At 71.3% G+C, this 18779-nt stretch carries 16 protein-coding genes; all 16 read left to right on the top strand.

Annotation, left to right across the window (positions count from 1 at the left end):
- The 16 genes from GA707_RS08340 to GA707_RS08265 all read left to right on the top strand — a co-directional run bounded on the left by GA707_RS08340 (nucleotide 1) and on the right by GA707_RS08265 (nucleotide 18731).
- The gene (locus tag GA707_RS08340) at nucleotides 1-984 is read left to right on the top strand and encodes an aspartate carbamoyltransferase catalytic subunit (protein WP_152177971.1); all 984 of its coding nucleotides are present in this window, start codon (nucleotides 1-3) and stop codon (nucleotides 982-984) included.
- Nucleotides 981-2303, top strand: coding sequence for a dihydroorotase (locus GA707_RS08335; protein ID WP_152177970.1), 1323 nt, complete (start codon nucleotides 981-983; stop codon nucleotides 2301-2303). Before GA707_RS08340 ends, GA707_RS08335 begins: the two co-directional genes overlap by 4 nt.
- Complete coding sequence (carA, locus tag GA707_RS08330; protein ID WP_152177969.1) at nucleotides 2300-3478, top strand: glutamine-hydrolyzing carbamoyl-phosphate synthase small subunit; 1179 nt, start codon at nucleotides 2300-2302, stop codon at nucleotides 3476-3478. The genes GA707_RS08335 and carA overlap by 4 nt, the downstream gene beginning before the upstream one ends.
- A complete protein-coding gene (gene carB / locus GA707_RS08325) occupies nucleotides 3478-6834 on the top strand; it encodes a carbamoyl-phosphate synthase large subunit (protein WP_152177968.1) in 3357 nt (1118 codons plus the stop codon). The genes carA and carB overlap by 1 nt, the downstream gene beginning before the upstream one ends.
- Entirely contained in the window at nucleotides 6831-7718 is an 888-nt protein-coding gene (locus GA707_RS08320) for a dihydroorotate dehydrogenase electron transfer subunit (RefSeq protein WP_152177967.1), read from the top strand. Before carB ends, GA707_RS08320 begins: the two co-directional genes overlap by 4 nt.
- Entirely contained in the window at nucleotides 7718-8710 is a 993-nt protein-coding gene (locus GA707_RS08315; RefSeq protein ID WP_152177966.1) for a dihydroorotate dehydrogenase, read from the top strand. Before GA707_RS08320 ends, GA707_RS08315 begins: the two co-directional genes overlap by 1 nt.
- Nucleotides 8711-8784: 74 nt before the next feature.
- A complete protein-coding gene (pyrF, locus tag GA707_RS08310; protein WP_226963639.1) occupies nucleotides 8785-9660 on the top strand; it encodes an orotidine-5'-phosphate decarboxylase in 876 nt (291 codons plus the stop codon).
- A gap of 99 nt (nucleotides 9661-9759) precedes the next feature.
- Entirely contained in the window at nucleotides 9760-10077 is a 318-nt protein-coding gene (gene mihF, locus GA707_RS08305; RefSeq protein ID WP_152177965.1) for an integration host factor, actinobacterial type, read from the top strand.
- Nucleotides 10078-10150: 73 nt separating this feature from the next.
- Nucleotides 10151-10717 (top strand): guanylate kinase, encoded by a 567-nt coding sequence (gene gmk, locus GA707_RS08300; protein WP_152177964.1) that lies wholly within the window; start codon nucleotides 10151-10153, stop codon nucleotides 10715-10717.
- Between the two features lie 66 nt (nucleotides 10718-10783).
- Nucleotides 10784-11041 carry a DNA-directed RNA polymerase subunit omega gene (gene rpoZ / locus GA707_RS08295; protein WP_304650372.1) on the top strand — a complete coding sequence of 86 codons (258 nt, stop codon included), beginning with the start codon at nucleotides 10784-10786 and terminating at the stop codon, nucleotides 11039-11041.
- A 40-nt stretch (nucleotides 11042-11081) separates the two neighbouring features.
- On the top strand, nucleotides 11082-12338 hold the full coding sequence (gene coaBC, locus GA707_RS08290; RefSeq protein ID WP_152177963.1) for a bifunctional phosphopantothenoylcysteine decarboxylase/phosphopantothenate--cysteine ligase CoaBC: 1257 nt from the start codon (nucleotides 11082-11084) through the stop codon (nucleotides 12336-12338).
- Nucleotides 12339-12429: 91 nt separating this feature from the next.
- Complete coding sequence (metK, locus tag GA707_RS08285; protein WP_152177962.1) at nucleotides 12430-13656, top strand: methionine adenosyltransferase; 1227 nt, start codon at nucleotides 12430-12432, stop codon at nucleotides 13654-13656.
- Nucleotides 13657-13665: 9 nt separating this feature from the next.
- A complete protein-coding gene (locus tag GA707_RS08280) occupies nucleotides 13666-15630 on the top strand; it encodes a primosome assembly protein PriA (protein ID WP_152177961.1) in 1965 nt (654 codons plus the stop codon).
- Between the two features lie 46 nt (nucleotides 15631-15676).
- Entirely contained in the window at nucleotides 15677-16222 is a 546-nt protein-coding gene (gene def / locus GA707_RS08275) for a peptide deformylase (protein ID WP_152177960.1), read from the top strand.
- Between the two features lie 5 nt (nucleotides 16223-16227).
- Nucleotides 16228-17154, top strand: coding sequence for a methionyl-tRNA formyltransferase (gene fmt, locus GA707_RS08270; RefSeq protein ID WP_152177959.1), 927 nt, complete (start codon nucleotides 16228-16230; stop codon nucleotides 17152-17154).
- The gene (locus GA707_RS08265; protein ID WP_152177958.1) at nucleotides 17151-18731 is read left to right on the top strand and encodes an RsmB/NOP family class I SAM-dependent RNA methyltransferase; all 1581 of its coding nucleotides are present in this window, start codon (nucleotides 17151-17153) and stop codon (nucleotides 18729-18731) included. The genes fmt and GA707_RS08265 overlap by 4 nt, the downstream gene beginning before the upstream one ends.
- Nucleotides 18732-18779: the final 48 nt, after the last annotated feature.

Below are 18779 nucleotides of genomic sequence, written 5' to 3'. Positions count from 1 at the left end.
ATGCCCCGCCACCTCCTCTCAGCGGCCGACCTGGATCGCGACGAGGTCATCGAGATCCTCGAGACGGCGGCATCGATGCACGACATCCAGCGGCGCGACGTCAAGAAGCTGCCCGCGCTGCGCGGACGCACGGTCATCAACCTCTTCTTCGAGGACTCGACCCGGACCCGGTCCAGCTTCGAGATCGCCGGCAAGTGGATGTCCGCGGACACCATCAACATCACAGCCAAGGGAAGTTCGGCGTCCAAGGGGGAGTCGCTCCGGGACACCGTCCTCACCATCACGGCGATGGCGGTCGACGCGCTCGTCATCCGCCACTCGGCGAGCGGCGCCTGTCGGCAGGTGGCCGGCTGGGTCGACGCCAGTGTCATCAACGCCGGCGACGGAACGCACGAGCACCCCACCCAGGCCCTGCTCGACGCCTACACGATGACGCGGCGACTCGGCGACCTCGCCGGCCGCCGTGTCGTCATCGTCGGTGACCTCACCCACAGCCGGGTCTTCCGCTCCAACGTGTTGCTGTTGGGCACGCTCGGCGCGGACGTCACCGTCGTGGCCCCTCCGACCCTGATGCCGAGTGGTGCCGCCGAGTGGTCGCGACGCGACGGGTTCGTCCTGTCCCACGACCTCGACGAGGCGCTCTTCGTCGGGCCGGCGGCGGACGTGGTCATGATGCTCCGCGTGCAGCGTGAACGGATGAGCGGAGGCTTCTTCCCGACCGCGCGGGAGTACTCCGTGGGATACGGCCTCTCGCGCGAGCGTGTGGAGCGCCTCCGACGGCGCAATGAGGACGTCCTCGTCATGCACCCCGGACCGATGAACCGCGGCCTCGAGATCAGTGCCGACGCCGCTGACGGGCTGGGCTCGGTCATCCTCGACCAGGTCTCGGCCGGTGTCGCGGTTCGGATGGCGGTCCTCTACCACCTCCTCTCCGGAGACCACTCGGTCCGGGACCAGGACAGCGGAAGGGAGGGGACGACATGAGTGACCTTCTCATCGCCGGCGCCCGGATCCTCGGGGCCACGAGTGCCGACATCCTCGTTCGCGACGGGGTGGTGGCTCAGGTCTCGACCACTGGGCCGATCGATCGACCGGGGTCGACCGAGGTCATCGACGCCGACGGGCTCGCCGTCCTTCCCGGGTTCGTCGACCTCCACACCCACCTGCGGGAACCGGGCCGCGAGGACACCGAGACGGTCGCGACCGGATCGGCGGCCGCGGCCGCCGGCGGGTTCACCGCCGTCCTCGCGATGGCCAACACCGATCCCGTGACGGACACCGCCGAGGCGGCCGTGCACATCCTCGACCTGGGCCGCGCGGCCGGGCTCGTCGACGTTCAACCGGTCGGTGCCGTCACCAAGCGCCTGGCCGGTGACGAACTCGCGGAACTCGGTCTGATGGCCCGCAGCCGAGCCCGGGTCACGGTCTTCTCCGACGACGGCCGCTGCGTCGCCGACGCCCGAATCATGCGGCGCGCGCTCGAGTACATCAGGGCCTTCGGCGGCGTCGTGTCCCAGCACAGCCAGGATCCACGGCTGGCCGACGGCACAGCGTGCTGTCACGAGGGCGAGGTCTCCGGACGACTCGGACTGCCCGGGTGGCCCGCAGTGGCCGAGTCGACCGTCATCGCTCGCGACGCGATGCTCGCCCGGCACACCGGATCCCGGGTGCACGTGGCGCACGTCTCGACCGCCGAGGGCGTGGACGTGCTGCGGTGGGCCAAGGCCCAGGGCGTCGCGATCACCGCGGAGGTGACCCCGCACCACCTGGCTCTCGATGTCGACCTGGTCCGCGACTACGACCCGGTCCACAAGGTCAACCCGCCGCTTCGGCCGCAGGGGGACGTCGAGGCGCTCCGGGAGGCCCTCGCCGACGGCACCATCGATGCCGTCGCGACCGACCACGCGCCGCACGCCCGCCACGACAAGGAGCACGCATTCGTCGACGCGGCCTTCGGCATGCTCGGACTCGAGACGGCGTTCTCGGTCGTCCACGACGTCATGGTGCGGTCCGGCCGGATGGGCCTGAGCGACCTGGTCGAACGCATGTCCGTCGCTCCGGCTCGCATCGCCCGGCTCGACACTCACGGTCGCCCCGTGGCAGTCGGCGAGCCTGCGAACCTCGTGCTCGTCGATCCGGATGCGTCGGTCACGGTGGACCGCGATGCCTCCCACTCGCTGTCGCGCAACAACCCCTGGCATGGCCGTACCTTCACAGGAGCGGTGCACGCGACCATCCTGCGCGGACGAGTCACCGCGCTCGGCGGCCGGGCTCACGCCGGCGAACAGGAGGACCGGTCATGACCGCTCTGCTCGTGCTCGAGGACGGCCGCACGTTCCCCGGGGAGCCGTTCGGCGCAACCGGCCGCACTGTGGGTGAAGCGGTCTTCGCCACCGGGATGACGGGGTACCAGGAGACCCTGACCGACCCGAGCTACCACCGGCAGGTCGTCGTCATGACGGCACCGCACATCGGCAACACCGGCTGGAACGACGAGGACGACGAGTCGGCTCGGATCTGGGTCGCGGGACTGGTCGTCCGCGATCCGGCCGTCCGACCCTCGAACTGGCGGTCCCGGCGCAGCTTCGAGGAGGAACTGAACGCGCAGCGGATCGTGGGAATCAGCGGAGTCGACACCCGCGCCCTGACCCGGCACCTGCGCGAGCGGGGGGCCATGCGGGTCGGCATCTACTCGGGTGCGGTTGCCGAGCAGCCGCTCGCCGATCTCCTCGAGGACGTCCGGTCCGCCCCCCGGATGGCCGGCTCGGCGCTCGCGGCCGAGGTGTCGACACATGTCGCGTACACCGTCCCCGCAGTGGGAACCAGGCGCCTGACCGTCGCCGCCGTCGACCTCGGGATCAAGTCGATGACGCCGACGAGTCTGGCCGAGCGGGGCATCGACGTCCACGTGCTGCCGGCCACGGCCTCGATCGAGGACGTGCTGGCCGTCGAGCCCGACGGTGTGTTCTTCTCGAACGGTCCTGGGGATCCGGGCACCGCCGACCACGAGCGGGACCTGCTTCGCGAGGTGCTGCGTCGGGGTATCCCGTACTTCGGCATCTGCTTCGGCAACCAGATCCTCGGACGGGCGCTGGGCTTCGGCACCTACAAGCTCAAGTACGGTCATCGGGGCATCAACCAGCCGGTCCTCGACCGGAGCACCGGCAAGGTCGAGGTGACAGCCCACAACCACGGGTTCGCCGTCGACGCGCCGTTGGACGCCGAGACGACCACCGAGTTCGGATCCGTGCGGGTGAGTCACGTCTGCCTCAACGACGACGTCGTCGAGGGCCTCGAGGTGCTCGGTCCGGACGGAAGGGTTCGGGCGTTCTCGGTCCAGTACCACCCGGAGGCCGCGGCGGGTCCGCACGACGCGGCCTACCTCTTCGACCGGTTCGTCGATCTGATGCTGGAGCAGTCCACGGCGAAGGACCGGGTGCCCGAGGGATCGTCCACGTCCACCGAGAGGAGCGCCTGATGCCCAGACGCGACGACATCCGCAGTGTTCTCGTCATCGGCTCCGGGCCGATCGTCATCGGCCAGGCCTGCGAGTTCGACTACTCGGGGACACAGGCCTGCCGGGTCCTGCGCGAGGAGGGCATCCGGGTCATCCTGGTCAACTCGAACCCGGCGACGATCATGACGGATCCGGAGTTCGCCGATGCGACCTACATCGAGCCGATCACACCCGAGGTCGTCGAGGCCATCATCGCCGCCGAGCGTCCCGACGCGGTGCTCGCCACCCTCGGTGGGCAGACGGCGCTCAACTGCGCGATCGCACTGCACGAACGCGGGGTCCTGGAGAAGTACGACTGCCCGCTCATCGGTGCCAACGTCGAGGCGATCGAGCTCGGCGAGAACCGCGAGAAGTTCAAGGGCGTCGTCGAGCGCTGCGGGGCAGAGTCCGCCAGGAGCATCATCTGCCACTCCATGGACGAGGTGCTCGCCGCCGCCGAGGACCTGGGGTATCCCGTCGTCGTGCGTCCCTCGTTCACGATGGGCGGTCTCGGCAGCGGCTTCGCCCACAATGAGGCCGACCTGCGCAGGATCGCCGGTGCGGGCCTGCAGTACTCGCCAGTCACGGAGGTGCTGCTCGAGGAGTCGATCATGGGGTGGAAGGAGTACGAGCTCGAACTCATGCGCGACCACGCCGACAACGTCGTCGTCGTGTGCTCGATCGAGAACCTCGACCCGATGGGGGTGCACACGGGTGACTCGATCACTGTCGCGCCCGCACTGACGCTCACCGACCGGGAGTACCAACGACTGCGGGACATCGGCATCGCCGTGATCCGCGAGGTGGGTGTGGACACCGGTGGCTGCAACATCCAGTTCGCGGTCAACCCGCAGGACGGGCGGATCATCGTCATCGAGATGAACCCGAGAGTGTCGCGGTCGTCGGCGCTCGCGTCCAAGGCGACCGGCTTCCCCATCGCGAAGATCGCGGCCCGGATGGCGATCGGATACACCCTCGACGAGGTGCCCAACGACATCACGGAGGAGACCCCGGCGAGTTTCGAGCCGACCCTGGACTATGTCGTCGTCAAGGTTCCCCGGTTCGCCTTCGAGAAGTTCCCGCACGCCGACACGACCCTCACGACCACGATGAAGAGCGTCGGCGAGGCGATGGCGATCGGGCGCAACTTCACCGAGGCCCTCCAGAAGGCGTTGCGTTCGATCGATCGGGCAGGCAGCTCGTTCCACTGGCACGGTGCGCCCGCCTCCGACGCCCAGCTCGACGCGGTCCTGGAGACGGCCAAGCGGCCCACGGACGGCCGCATCGTCGCCGTCCAGCAGGCGCTGCGAGCCGGGCTGACCGTCGAACAGGTTCACGAGGCCACGGGCATCGACCCGTGGTTCCTCGACCAGATCGAGGTGATCAACACGATCGCCGAGCAGCTCGCGGCCGAGGCCGCCGCCGGCCAGGGTCGACTGTCCCCGGCCCTGCTGCGCCATGCCAAGCGACACGGGTTCAGCGACGCCCAGATCGGGTCGATCACCGGTATGCGGGAGCCCGTCGTGCGCGGCGTTCGCCACGCCCTTGGTGTCCGCCCCGTGTACAAGACCGTGGACACGTGCGCCGCTGAGTTCGCCGCGCGGACGCCCTACTACTACTCGTCCTACGACGAGGAGAACGAGGTGGAGGCACGCACGACGCCCGCCGTGATAATCCTCGGTAGCGGACCGAACCGGATCGGGCAGGGGGTCGAGTTCGACTACTCCTGCGTGCATGCGAGCTTCGCTCTGCGTGACGCGGGCTACGAGACGGTCATGGTCAACTGCAACCCGGAGACCGTCTCGACCGACTACGACACGAGCAGCCGCCTGTACTTCGAGCCGCTCACCCTCGAGGACGTCCTCGAGGTGGTCCACGCGGAGCGCCAGGCCGGTCCCGTGGCCGGCGTGGTCGTCCAGCTCGGCGGTCAGACGCCCCTCGGAATGGCACAGGCGCTCAAGGACGAGGGCGTGCCGATCGTCGGCACCTCGCCTGAAGCGATCCATCTGGCCGAGGATCGGGGAGCCTTCGGCCGCGTGCTGGCGCACGCCGGTCTGCCGGCGCCGCGGCACGGCACGGCATTCAGTGCCGAGGACGCGCTCGAGGTCGCCTCCGAGATCGGCTACCCGGTCCTCGTCCGGCCGTCGTACGTCCTCGGCGGACGGGGGATGGAGATCGTGTACGACGACGAGACGCTCGTGGACTACGTGACGAGGGCGACCGTCGCATCCCCTGAGCACCCGATCCTGGTCGACCGTTTCCTGGACGATGCGGTCGAGATCGACGTCGACGCCATCTACGACGGCACCGACCTCTACCTCGGCGGGATCATGGAGCACATCGAGGAGGCGGGCATCCACTCCGGAGACTCCGCGTGCACCCTCCCGCCGGTGACCCTGGGCGCCGAGGAGCTGGCCAGGGTCCGGGAGTCGACGCGTCGGCTGGCCGAGGGCATCGGAGTGCGTGGCCTGATGAACATCCAGTTCGCGCTCGCGCAGGACGTGCTCTACGTGCTCGAGGCCAATCCGCGGGCATCCCGGACGGTTCCGTTCGTCGCGAAGGCCACCGGCGTCCCGATCGCGAAGGCGGCCGCCCGGGTGATGTTGGGGGCGAGCATCGAGCGGCTCCGGGCCGAGGGTCTGCTGCCACCGCACACCGACGGCGGGGAGCTGCCGGTCGAGGCGCCGATCTCGGTCAAGGAGGCGGTGCTGCCCTTCAAGCGGTTCAGGACGGTCGACGGGATGGCCGTGGACAGCCTGCTGGGTCCGGAGATGCGCTCGACCGGGGAGGTCATGGGGATCGCATCCGACTTCGGGCTGGCCTTCGCCAAGAGTCAGCTGGCAGCCTATGGCGGCCTGCCCCTACGGGGGGCGGTGTTCGTGTCGGTCGCCAACCGGGACAAGCGCAGCATCATCTTCCCCGTCAAGCGACTCGCGGACCTCGGCTTCACCGTGTACACGACGACCGGCACCGCGAACGTGCTCCGACGCAACGGCATCGAGACGACGGTCGTGCGCAAGCACGCCGAGCGCCGAGAGGGCGAGCGGAGCATCGTCGACCTCATCACGGCCGGCGAGATCGACATGGTGGTCAACACCCCCACCGGTCCGACGGCCCGCGCCGACGGCTACGCGATCCGTGCCGCCGCCACGTCGTACGACATTCCGATCATCACCACCGTCCAGGAGCTCGCCGCCGCGGTGCACGGCATCGAGGCCCTCCTGACCGGTGAGGTCCACGTCAAGGCGCTGCAGGCCCACGCGGCGGATATCGACCTCTGGTCGGTGGGACGCGCCGACGCCGTCTCGGCCGACGTCACCGAGGGGGTTGCCGGATGAGAGCGGCTGTCTCCTCCGACGTCGTCTCCGTGACCGCCGAGCTCGTCGCCACCCGGCGCGCGGGGGAGTACCAGCACCTGACCTTCGTCGCTCCGGGCGTTGCCGAACGCGCACGGCCGGGCCACTTCGTGGCCCTGTCCGTCGGTGGCCCGACCACCGCCCACCTGCTGCGCCGGTGCTTCTCGATCCACCGGGTCACTCCGAGCGGCACCTACGGCGGGACGGTGGACGTCGTCGTGTCCGCGGTCGGTCCGGGCACCCGGTGGATCACCGAGCTCCGCCCCCACGACACCACAGGAGTCATCGGCCCGCTGGGTCGCCCCTTCCCCCTACCCACCGAGGGCGTGGCATGCGTCCTCGTCGGCGGCGGCTACGGGTCGGCGCCGCTGTTCTGGCTGGCGGAGATGCTGCGCGAACGGGGCTGTCGGGTCGAGATGATCCTCGGGGCCGCGACCGAGTCACGGCTGTTCGGCGTGGTCGAGGCGCGACGGACGGCGGACGCGGTGACGATCTGCACCGACGACGGCACTGCCGGCCGGAAGGGCTGGGTCTCGGAGGCGTTGCCCGACATGATCGACGCCTGTGGAGCCAGGGTCGTCTACGCGTGCGGGCCGATGGGCATGCTGAGCGCGGTCAGCTCGATCGCCGCTGCGCACGGGGCCGTGGCCCAGGTCGCGGTCGAGGAGGCCATGGCCTGCGGAGTGGGTGTGTGTATGACATGCGTGCTGCCCGTGCGCGACAAGCACGGCACCACCCGGATGGTCCGCAGCTGCGTCGACGGTCCCGTCTTCCGCGGTGACCGGGTCCGGTGGGACGCCTTCGCGGACGGCCTGTGCACCGTTCCCGACGACGCCCACGGCGCGACCGGGATGAGGGCCCACTGATGTCGACCGCGACCGACACCTCCCGTCCGGCGGCCGACGTGGAACTGCGGGTCGACCTCGGGGCCGCGCCCGGCCGCCTGACGCTCGACAACCCCGTGATGACCGCGTCCGGATGCGCCGCGAACGGGCCGGAGCTGCATCGGTTCTTCGACGTCCGCGAGCTCGGGGCATTCGTGACCAAGACCGTGATGCGGGAGCCGCGTTCGGGGCGGGGGACGCCGCGGATGGCGGAGACGCCCAGCGGCATGCTCAACTCCATCGGACTGCAGGGGCCGGGTATCGCCGCCTTCGTCGACACCGACCTCGCCTGGTTGGCCGCGCACGGCGCGCGCGTGTTGGTCTCGATTGCGGGGGGCACCGGCACCGAGTTCGCCGAGGTCGCGGCAACCCTTGCCGCCAGCGAGCACGTCGACAGCGTGATCGGCGTCGAGGTCAACATCTCCTGTCCCAACGTGGCCAACCGCGGCCAGGTCTTCGCCTGCGACCCCGGAGCCTCGGCCCGGGTCATGACCCTGGTCCGCGAGGCACTCCCACGTGACACGCCGATCATCGCGAAGCTCAGTCCCGACGTGACCGACATCGTCGACATCGCGTCCGCCTGTCTGAAGGCCGGTGCGTCCGGTCTGACGATGATCAACACGACGCTCGGCATGGTGGTCGACCTCGACCGCATGCGGCCCCAGGTCGCCGGTGTGACCGGGGGACTGTCCGGGCCTGCGGTGCGTCCGATCGCGGTGCGGGCCGTCTGGCAGGTGGCCTCGGCCATGCGCGAGGGCCGGTTGCCCCCGGCGCCGATCATCGGGGTCGGGGGGATCCGCACCGGTCGGGACGCCCTCGAGCTCATCGCCGTGGGTGCGACCGCCGTCCAGGTCGGAACCGCCACCTTCAACGACCCGATGGCTCCGGTGCGTGTCCGGGACGAGCTCGCCGAGGAGCTCGCGCGGAGAGGGTATGCGTCGGTCCGCAATGCGGTCGGCGCGGCGCTGACGTGAGCGACGGGGCGGGAGAGACCTTGGCGGTGGAACGCCGGCCGAGAGAGGTCGAACGGGACGGAAAGGGAGTCGTCGTGAGTGACCGGAAGAGGACCGACATCGACCCGCGCCCCACCTTCGGGGACCGACTCCGGGAGGCGATGAACGCATACGGACCGCTGTGCGCGGGCATCGACCCGCACCGCTCGCTGCTCGACGCGTGGGGACTGGAACGGGATCTCGCGGGACTGGAGCGTTTCGCGATGACGTGTGTCGAAGCCTTCGGCGGGCACGTGGCGGCCGTCAAGCCACAGTCCGCCTTCTTCGAGCTGTTCGGTTCACGGGGCGTCTCGCTGCTCGAACGCGTCGTCGACGAACTGCGTGCCCGGGGTTCGATCGTCGTCCTCGACGTCAAGCGTGGCGACATCGGCTCGACCATGGACGCGTACGCGGAGGCCTTCCTCGGCGCGGATGCCGTGGCGCCGCCCGATGCCATCACCGTCAGTCCGTACCTCGGCTACGAGTCCCTCCGCCCCGCGATCGACCTGGCCGCCCGGCACGGGCGGGGGGTTTTCGTGCTGTGTCTGACGTCGAACCCCGAGGGAGCCGCCGTCCAGCACGCTGTTCGCAGCGGCCGGTCCGTCGCCGCGTCCATGGCCGAGGGGGCCGCCCGCGACAACGCCGGAGCGGTCGAGCGGGGAGGGCTGGGTCATGTCGGGCTCGTCGTCGGGGCGACCGTCGGTGCGGCGGTCCGTGATCTCGGGATCGACCTGGCAGCGGCGGGCGGCCCGATCCTCGCTCCGGGCGTCGGTGCCCAGGGGGCGGGGTCGGACGACCTGAGGACCGTCTTCGGCTCCGCGCTGCCTCAGGTCCTCGTGGCCAGCAGCCGGTCGATCCTGCGTCAGGGACCCCAGGTGTCCGCATTGCGAGACGCGGCACGCGGAGAGGCGCAAAGGTTCAACACACGCTGACCTGTACGCCCGGTAGCGTGGTTCAGGACGAGGCGTCCAGACCTGTGGCACCGCGTTTTCGCACCTCAACCGCCCCACCAGCGCAAGGAGTGTCAAGAAGTGGCCCTTCCGCCCCTCACCCCAGAACAGCGGTCCGCTGCACTGCAGCGTGCCACCGAGGCCCGCCGCGAGCGTGCCGCCGTCAAGACCCGACTGAAGACCTCCGGCGAGTCGATCGAGGAGGTCATCGCCGCCGGCCAGCAGAACGACGCGATCGGCAAGATGCGGGTCAGTGCCCTCCTCGAGTCGATGCCCGGCATCGGCCGGGTCCGCGCCCGCCAGATCATGGACGAGGTCGGCATCGCTCACTCGCGTCGCGTGCGCGGCCTCGGAGCGAACCAGACGGCGGCTCTCGTCAAGCGCTTCGCCGCCGAGTAGACCCCCGCAGGCGCAACCTCGCCTCGCCGTCGGTGCCAGGCCCTCGTGCGGTCGGGCGCGGTAGGTTCGGTCCGTGACCTCTCGTCCACGGCCCGTGGTCCTCGCCGGCCCCACAGCCGTAGGCAAGGGCACGCTCTCCCAGTACATCCGGGAGCACTTCCCCGATGTGTGGCTGTCCGTGTCGGCGACGACGCGAGCGCCCCGTCCCGGCGAGGTGCACGGCGAGCACTACTTCTTCGTCTCTCCGGAGGAGTTCGACGCGATGGTCGCCGCGGGAGACATGCTCGAGTGGGCCGTCGTCCACGGCCGGAACCGGTACGGCACCCCTCGGCATGCCGTCGAGGCGGCCTTGGCGGGCGGCCGTGTGCCGCTGCTCGAGATCGACCTCCAGGGAGCCCGCCAGCTCCGGGCGTCGATGCCCGGGGCACTTTTCGTCTTCCTCGCGCCGCCGAGCTGGGACGAGCTCGTGCGACGCCTCGTCGGGCGCGGCACCGAGGGTGAGGCGGAGCGAGCGGCGCGGCTCCGAACGGCGGAGGTCGAGATGGCGGCCTCCGGCGAGTTCGACGTCGTCATCGTCAACGACGACGTTCGGCGGGCGGCCGAGGAACTCGTATCATTGATGAGATCCCAGGTCTCCTAGCCGGGCCGCGGTCCACCGCGTCCTGAGCCGACCACTCCCGTAGTCCCCAACCGAGGAGCACTCATCGTGCCTGCACCCGTCACCGCGATCGGCATCACCAACCCGCCCATCGACGAACTGCTCACCAAGGCCGACAGCAAGTATGCGCTGGTCATCTACGCCGCGAAGCGAGCCCGTCAGATCAACGCCTACTACTCCCAGCTCCAGGAGGGCCTGCTCGAGTACGTGGGGCCGCTCGTCGAGGCCCAGCAGCACGAGAAGCCGCTGTCGATCGCGCTGCGGGAGATCAACGAGGACCTGCTGACCGCCACGCCGGAGGGCTGACCGGACGATCACGGCGGTCAGGGAAGAAGGGCACACCGACGTGCGCGTGGTCCTCGGGGTCTCGGGAGGTATCGCCGCCTACAAGGCCGCGCTGCTGCTACGCCTGCTCTCCGAGGCCGGCCATGAGGTCACGGTCGTCCCGACCGCCGCCGCACTCCGCTTCGTCGGTGAGCCCACCTGGGCGGCGTTGTCCGGCCGTCCCGTCGCGACGGATGTGTGGACCGACGTCCACGAGGTTCCGCACGTCCGTCTCGGGCAGAGCGCCGACCTCGTCGTCGTGGCCCCCGCAACGGCGGACCTGCTCGCCCGGGCCGCCGCCGGGATGGCCGACGACCTTCTGACCAACACGCTGTTGACGGCCCGCTGTCCGGTGGTCATGGCCCCGGCCATGCACACCGAGATGTGGGAGCATCCGGCGACTCAGGCGAACGTCGAGACCCTGACCCAGCGCGGCGTCCATGTCGTGCCGCCGGCCGCCGGGCGCCTCACCGGTGCCGACAGCGGTCCGGGCAGGCTGCCCGAACCGGAGCACCTCTTCGAGGTGTGCCAGCGGGAACTGGCCCGCGCCGACCGAGTCACGAGGACCAGCGGCGCACGCCAGGACCTCGTCGGGACGAGGGTCCTCGTCACCGCCGGCGGCACCCGTGAACCGCTCGACCCGGTCCGGTTCCTCGGCAACCGGTCCTCCGGCAAGCAGGGCGTCGCTCTCGCCGCGGCCGCGCGTCGTCGGGGGGCCATCGTCACCCTCGTTCTGGCTCACGCGGAGGTGCCACCTCCGCCGGATGTCGAGGTGGTCCGCGCGGGGTCGGCCCTCGAGCTGGCCGCCGCGACCCGGGCGGCCCTCCCGTCCCACGACGTGGTCGTCATGGCCGCCGCCGTCGCGGACTTCCGCCCGGACGCGTACGTCGAGACGAAGATCAAGAAGTCGTACGACACGGAAGACGAGGAGCCGGGACCGACGATCCGCCTCGTCCGCAATCCTGACATCCTGGCCGGCCTCGTCGCCGAGCGGGGCGAAGCGACCGATCCGCTGATCGTGGGGTTCGCGGCCGAGACCGGGGACGAGGACGGAACCGTTCTCGAGCACGGCCGGACCAAGCTCGAGCGCAAGGGCTGCGACCTGCTCGTCGTCAACGAGGTCGGGATCGACAAGGCATTCGGTCAGGACGAGAACTCCGTTGTCATCCTGCGCCGCGGTGTCGAGAACCCGGTCGCCGAGGTCGGGCCGGCCGGCAAGGCGGCGATCGCCGACGCCGTGCTCGACGCCATCCTGGACGCTCGCCGTCGGCGCGGCTGAGCGCGTCTAGAATGCTGCGGACCATTGCCCCGACCGTCCCTGCGTCACGCCATCCCCGCCGCTTCATCCCCCGACCCTGAGGAGCCCATCCGTGGCCGGCCGCCTGTTCACGTCCGAATCCGTGACCGAGGGTCACCCCGACAAGATCTGCGACCAGATCTCCGACGCGATCCTCGACGCCATGCTCGACCAGGATCCCCACGCGCGCGTCGCCGTCGAGACCATGGTCACGACCGGCCTGGTGCACGTCGCCGGTGAGGTGACCACGGAGGCGTATGTCGAGATCCCCAAGCTCGTGCGGGACACGATCGTCAGGATCGGCTACGACAGCTCGACGAAGGGGTTCGACGGCGCGACCTGCGGCGTCTCGATCTCGATCGGCAGCCAGAGCCCCGATATCGCGCAGGGGGTGGACACCGCATACGAGAACCGCATCGGAGGCGTCGACCCGCTCGACAAGCAAGGCGCGGGCGACCAGGGCCTGATGTTCGGCTACGCGTGCGAGGACACCCCCGAGCTCATGCCGCTGCCGATCTTCCTCGCCCATCGGCTGGCCGAGCGTCTGACGGCGGTCCGCAAGGGCGGGACGGTCCCGTACCTGCGTCCGGACGGGAAGACGCAGGTGACCATCGAGTACGACGGGGACCGGGCGGTCCGACTCGACACGGTTGTGCTGTCCACGCAGCACGCCTCGGACGTCTCGCTCGAGGACCTCCTCGTGCCCGACATCGTCGAGCACGTCATCGAGCCGGTCCTGCACGACCTTCTCCGCACCGGCACCGACCTCGACGTCGACGGGTACCGGACCCTGATCAATCCCACGGGCCGCTTCGAGATCGGCGGCCCCATGGGGGACGCCGGGCTGACCGGTCGCAAGATCATCGTCGACACCTACGGGGGCATGGCCCGCCACGGTGGCGGCGCGTTCTCCGGCAAGGACCCGAGCAAGGTCGACCGGTCGGCCGCATACGCGATGCGTTGGGTGGCCAAGAACATCGTGGCCGCCGGGCTCGCGACGCGCTGCGAGGTACAGGTCGCCTACGCCATCGGCAAGGCCCATCCGGTCGGCCTCTACGTCGAGACCTTCGGCACCGAGTCCGTGCCGGTCGACCGCATCCAGGGCGCCATCACCGAGGTCTTCGACCTGCGGCCGGCGGCCCTGGTCGAGAGCCTGGACCTGCTCCGACCGATGTACCGGCCGACCGCTGCCTACGGTCATTTCGGTCGCACCATGGCGGCCGACATCCCCAACGCCTTCACGTGGGAGCGGACCGACCGGGTCGAAGCCCTGCAGAGGGCTGTCGGCACCTCGCCCTAGGGTCGGACCATGAGCGTCGCCGCGGTCCTCGTCGACACCGGCCTGGCGCACCTCGACCGCCCCTTCGAGTACGCCGTCCCGCAGGACCTCCTCGCCCTGGTCGCACCGGGGGCCCGGGTCAAGGTGCGCTTCGCCGGTCGCGACCTGGACGGCTTCGTCACCGCCCTGCGCGACGAGCCGGAACACCCCGGCAGACTGCAGCCGATCCGACGTCTGGTGTCGCCGGAGCGAGTCCTCACCCCCGACGTCCTCGCCGCGGCCGAGCGCGTCGCGCTCGACCACGCCGGGGTGGTCGGTGATGTGCTGCGGCTCGCCGTGCCGCCGCGCCACGCTCGGGCCGAGCGCGCACTCCCGGCGAGCGGTGAACCTCCTCCGCCGCCCCCGATGGTCGACCGGCCGACGGCGTGGGCGCGCTACCCGGCCGGAGCGGCGCTGCTCCGTCGGCTGGCCGCGCGCGAGGCCCCTGCCGCGGTGTGGGGCGCGGCGCCGACCACCGAGCCGGCTGTCGACTGGCCGGCGGCCATGGCAGAGGCCGCCGCGGCGACCCTGGCCGGCGGCCGCGGGAGCATCCTGCTGGTCCCGGACCACCGCGACGTGGGACGCGTCGACGCCGCTGTCTCCGCCAGCATGGGGGCGGGTCGTCATGTCGTCCTGACCGCGGACCAGGGTCCGCAGGCCCGCTACGCCGCGTTCCTCAAGGTCCTTCGTGGTCACGTCGGCGTCGTGATCGGGACCCGGGCGGCTGCGTGGGCCCCGGTGCGCGAGCTCGGGCTGATCGCGTGGTGGGACGACGGTGACGACCTGTGGCAGGAGCCGCGAGCGCCCTACCCGCACGTGCGGGACGTGGTCTCGGTCCGGGCCGAGATCGAAGGGGCCGCCCTCGTGACGGGCGGGTTCGCCCGGTCCGTCGCGCTCCAGGCGTGGGTCGACGCGGGGAAGGCCAAGGAGATCCTGCTGCCCCGTGCGCAGGTGCGCGGCTCAGTGCCGAGAGTCGTCATCGCGGGCGAGGACTACGAGCGCGAGGCGGATCCGGTGCTGGCCCGAGCGCGCATCCCGTCCAGTGCGTGGCGGACGGCCCGGAGGGCGCTGGAGTCCGGACCCGTCCTGATCCAGGTGCCTCGCCGTGGCTACGCTCCGTCTCTGGCCTGCACCCACTGCCGCCGCAGAGCCCGATGCCGTCGGTGCGGAGGGGCTCTGGGGATGACCCAGCGCGACACGACCCTCGTGTGCCGCCTGTGTCACACCCGGGACGGCGAGTACCGCTGTCCGCAGTGCAACGGCCGCACGGTCCGCGCGCTGGTCGTCGGCACTCGACGCACCGCTGAGGAGCTGGCGCGCGCCTTTCCGGGGGTGCCGGTCCACACCTCCGGCGCGGGAGCCGTGCTAGGTGAGGTCTCGCCCGGCCCCTCGATCGTCATCTCCACACCGGGGGCCGAGCCGCTCGCCGAGGGCGGATACGCGGCCGCGATCCTCCTGGACGCCTGGGCGCTGCTCGACCGTCCCAGCATCGACGCCTCGGTCGAGGCGTTCCGACGGTGGGCGGCGGCCGCCGCACTCGTGCAGGGACCGGCGACGGGCGGCACGGTCGTCCTGTGCGGTGTACCTGCACACGCGGACGTGCCGGCGGTCGAGGCCCTCAGCCGCTGGGACGCTCCGTGGCTCGCCGCTCGCGAGCTCCGGGACCGGCGCGAGCTGCACCTGCCGCCCAGCACCGTGATGGCCCTCGTCACCGGTGGCCGACGGGCCGTCGAGGCCGTCGCCGTCGGTGACCTCCCCGAAGCGGTCACCGTGCTCGGACCGGAGCCCGCCGCCACAGTGGTGACAGGTGGTGACTGGCGCCTGATCCTGCGCACCCCCGAGGCTGGAGCCGAGGCCCTGGCCCGGCATCTGCAGGCCGTGCGACGGACCGACGCCGCGAAGAAGACCGAGGATCCGGTCAGCATCCGGATGCGCGTTCCCGATCCGACGGTGTGACCACGGTGCGCGTTCCGCGAGCGCGACCCGCGCATACAATCCAGGCGTGAGCATCGCCCCAATCCGGCTCTTCGGCGACCCGGTCCTGCGCACCCGCGCCGACGAGGTGACAGTCTTCGACAAGGAGCTGCGAACCCTCGTCGCCGACCTGACCGAGACCATGCTCGACGCGCCGGGAGCGGGCCTGGCCGCGCCCCAGATCGGGGTGGGTCTGCGGGTGTTCACCTGGCACGTGAACGGGACCCTCGGCCACCTCGTCAACCCGGTCCTGGACGTGACGGACGAGGAGCAGGACGGCGAGGAGGGCTGTCTGTCCTTCCCGGGTCTGCGCTGCGAGGTCACCCGACCCTACGGAGTCGTGGCCAGCGGCCAGGACATGCACGGTGAGCCGGTCCGTATCGTCGGCACCGAGCTGCTCGCCCGGGCGATCCAGCACGAGACCGACCATCTGGACGGCATCCTCTTCATCGACCGGCTGGACCCGCACCAGCGGCGCGAGGCCATGCGCATCGTGCGAGAGTCGCAGTGGTTCGGCACGCCGGCGCCGGTCGTGCGGGCCAGTCCGCACCCCACCTTCGGCCGCGCGCTCTGAGTCCCGTGCGCGTCGTCTTCGCCGGCACCCCGGAGGTCGCCATCCCGTCACTGCGGGTCATCGTGGGCTCCGGGCACCGGCTGCTCGCCGTGGTCACCCGCCCGGACGCGCGGGCAGGACGGGGAAGGGCCGTGCAGCCGTCGCCGGTGCGGACCGCCGCGAGTGATCTCGGGGTTCCCGTCCTCACGCCGGACCATCCGCGGGATACGACCTTCCAGCAGACCCTGCGCGAGCTGCGGCCCGATGTCTGTGCGGTCGTGGCCTACGGAGCGCTGCTGCCGCCCGCGGTGCTGGAGATCCCGGCACTGGGATGGATCAACCTGCATTTCTCGCTCCTCCCCGCGTGGCGCGGGGCAGCGCCCGTCCAGCACGCCATCCTTGCCGGCGACGAGCTGACCGGAGCGACGACATTCCGCATCGAGGCCGGTCTCGACACCGGACCGGTGCTCGGCCGGATGACCGAACGGATCGGTCCGCGGGACACCGCCGGCGAGCTCCTCGACCGGCTCGCCACTGCAGGGGCCCCACTGCTCCTCGCAACGCTCGACGCTCTCGCGGACGGATCCGCGGTGCCGGTCGACCAGCCCGCCGAGGGGGTTTCGCATGCGCCGAAGCTCGGGACCGAGGACGCGATGGTCCGGTGGGGCGACCCGGCCTTCGCTGTCGACAGGCGGGTGCGGGCGTGCACCCCGGCGCCCGGCGCCTGGACGACCTTCCGGGAGAGTCGGCTGGGAGTGGGACCCGTCGAGCCCGTCACCGACGCGGACTCCCTCGGGCCCGGCGAGATCCGCGCCCAGAAGCGTGAGATCCTCGTGGGCACCGCCTCCGGAGCCGTCCGGCTCGGGACGGTCCGCCCGGTGGGCAGACGCGAGATGCCCGCCGCGGACTGGGCCCGCGGGGTCCGCATCGAGGCCGGAGAGCGGCTCGGATGAGCGACCGGCGCAACCGCCGCGGAGACGGACACGGTGAACGATCCGCCGAGCGGGCGGAACGGTCGGCGGACCGAGACGAGAGCCGCCCACGGCGGTCCGGGTCGGGCCGAAGCCACTCGACACAGGCACCCCGGGACCGCAGGCGCACTGGAGATCCGGCCCGGCACACCGCATACCGCGTCATGCGGGCCGTCTCCGACGGGGCGTACACGAACCTCGAGCTCACGCAGGCGCTTCGGCGCGCCGGCCTCGACACGCGTGACGCGGCCTTCGTCACCGAACTGGTGAGTGGTGCGACCCGGTGGCGCGGGCGGTACGACGCAATCATCGCCGTGGCCGCGGACCGGGATACCTCGGCCCTCGACCCCGCGGTGCTCGACACACTGCGGCTCGGGGCGCACCAGCTCCTCGCGATGCGGGTGCCGCAGCACGCCGCAGTTGGCGAGACCGTCGGGTTGGCCCGTGCGGTGAACGGGATCGGTCCCTCCAAGCTCGTCAACGCGGTCCTGCGTCGCATCAGCGAACGGTCACTCGACGAGTGGCTCGCCCGAACCGTGCCCGACGAGCCCCCCACGGCCCGACTCGCAGCGCTGCACTCACACCCCGAGTGGGTGGTCAAGGCCTTACGGCAGGCGCTTCTCGCACACGGTTCAGCGACGCCGGACACCGTCGACGACGAGCTCGACGCCCTGCTCGCGGTCGACAACGTCGCTCCGCCGGTCCACCTCGTGGCGCGGCCCGGCCTCGGCGCGGAGGAGGAGTTGCGCGCCGCCGGGGCCCGAGAACACCCGCTCGGGCCCACGGCGTGGATCCTCGACGGAGGCGACCCCGGTCGGATCGCGGCCGTCAGGGACGGTCGGGCGGCCGTCCAGGATGCCGGCTCCCAGTTGCTGGCGATCGCGCTGGCCACGGTTCCCCTGACCGGCACCGCCGCTGCCGGCCACGAACGCTGGCTCGATCTGTGTGCCGGCCCCGGAGGCAAGGCGGGACTCCTGGCCGCCCTCGCCCTGTCAGCCGACGCCGATCTCGTCGCCGGCGAGGTGAACCCCCGCCGGGCCGAGCTCGTCCGCTCGACCCTGTCGGCTCTCGAACCCCTGTTCTCGGCCGCGGGGCGGAGCGTCCAGGTCCGGGTCGCCGACGGACGGGAGACCGGAGCCGGCGAGCCGGAGCGCTACACGCGAGTGCTCGTGGACGCGCCGTGCACCGGCCTCGGCGCCCTCCGGCGCCGCCCCGAGGCCCGCTGGCGCCGGCAGCCGACCGACCTCGCGACACTCGGCCCACTCCAGCGCGACCTGCTCCACAGCGCGCTGGACGCGACGGTGCCCGGGGGAGTGGTCGCCTATGCCACGTGCAGCCCGCACCCGGCCGAGACCTCGCTCGTCGTCTCCGACGTCCTGCGGCGACGTGGGGACGCCGAGCGGATCGACGCCCGGGAGTACCTACTCGACCGCGACGGCCACCCGATCGGGGGGGTCGGCCCCGGCCCGGCGGTCCAGCTCTGGCCCCACCGGCACGGCACCGATGCGATGTTCCTGACCCTGATCCGCAGGTCAGCGGCTGTGTCATCATCGACGTGAGGCCGTCGCGGCGAGGACGGCCGTGCAGGCACGGACACGCGCGGATGG

Source organism: Nostocoides sp. F2B08 (assembly GCF_009184895.1).
Classification (GTDB): Bacteria; Actinomycetota; Actinomycetes; order Actinomycetales; family Dermatophilaceae; genus F2B08.
The sequence above is the reverse complement of the archived record's forward strand: the minus strand, read 5'-3'. Positions and strand labels throughout refer to the sequence as shown.

What these genes read in the sequence shown, in the direction of transcription:
- GA707_RS08315 (WP_152177966.1), top strand. Translation starts at nt 7,718, where the DNA reads ATGTCGACCGCGACCGACACCTCCCGTCCGGCGGCCGACGTGGAACTG.
- GA707_RS08335 (WP_152177970.1), top strand. Translation starts at nt 981, where the DNA reads ATGAGTGACCTTCTCATCGCCGGCGCCCGGATCCTCGGGGCCACGAGT.
- carB (WP_152177968.1), top strand. Translation starts at nt 3,478, where the DNA reads ATGCCCAGACGCGACGACATCCGCAGTGTTCTCGTCATCGGCTCCGGG.
- GA707_RS08280 (WP_152177961.1), top strand. Translation starts at nt 13,666, where the DNA reads ATGAGCGTCGCCGCGGTCCTCGTCGACACCGGCCTGGCGCACCTCGAC.
- GA707_RS08320 (WP_152177967.1), top strand. Translation starts at nt 6,831, where the DNA reads ATGAGAGCGGCTGTCTCCTCCGACGTCGTCTCCGTGACCGCCGAGCTC.
- carA (WP_152177969.1), top strand. Translation starts at nt 2,300, where the DNA reads ATGACCGCTCTGCTCGTGCTCGAGGACGGCCGCACGTTCCCCGGGGAG.
- GA707_RS08265 (WP_152177958.1), top strand. Translation starts at nt 17,151, where the DNA reads ATGAGCGACCGGCGCAACCGCCGCGGAGACGGACACGGTGAACGATCC.
- GA707_RS08340 (WP_152177971.1), top strand. Translation starts at nt 1, where the DNA reads ATGCCCCGCCACCTCCTCTCAGCGGCCGACCTGGATCGCGACGAGGTC.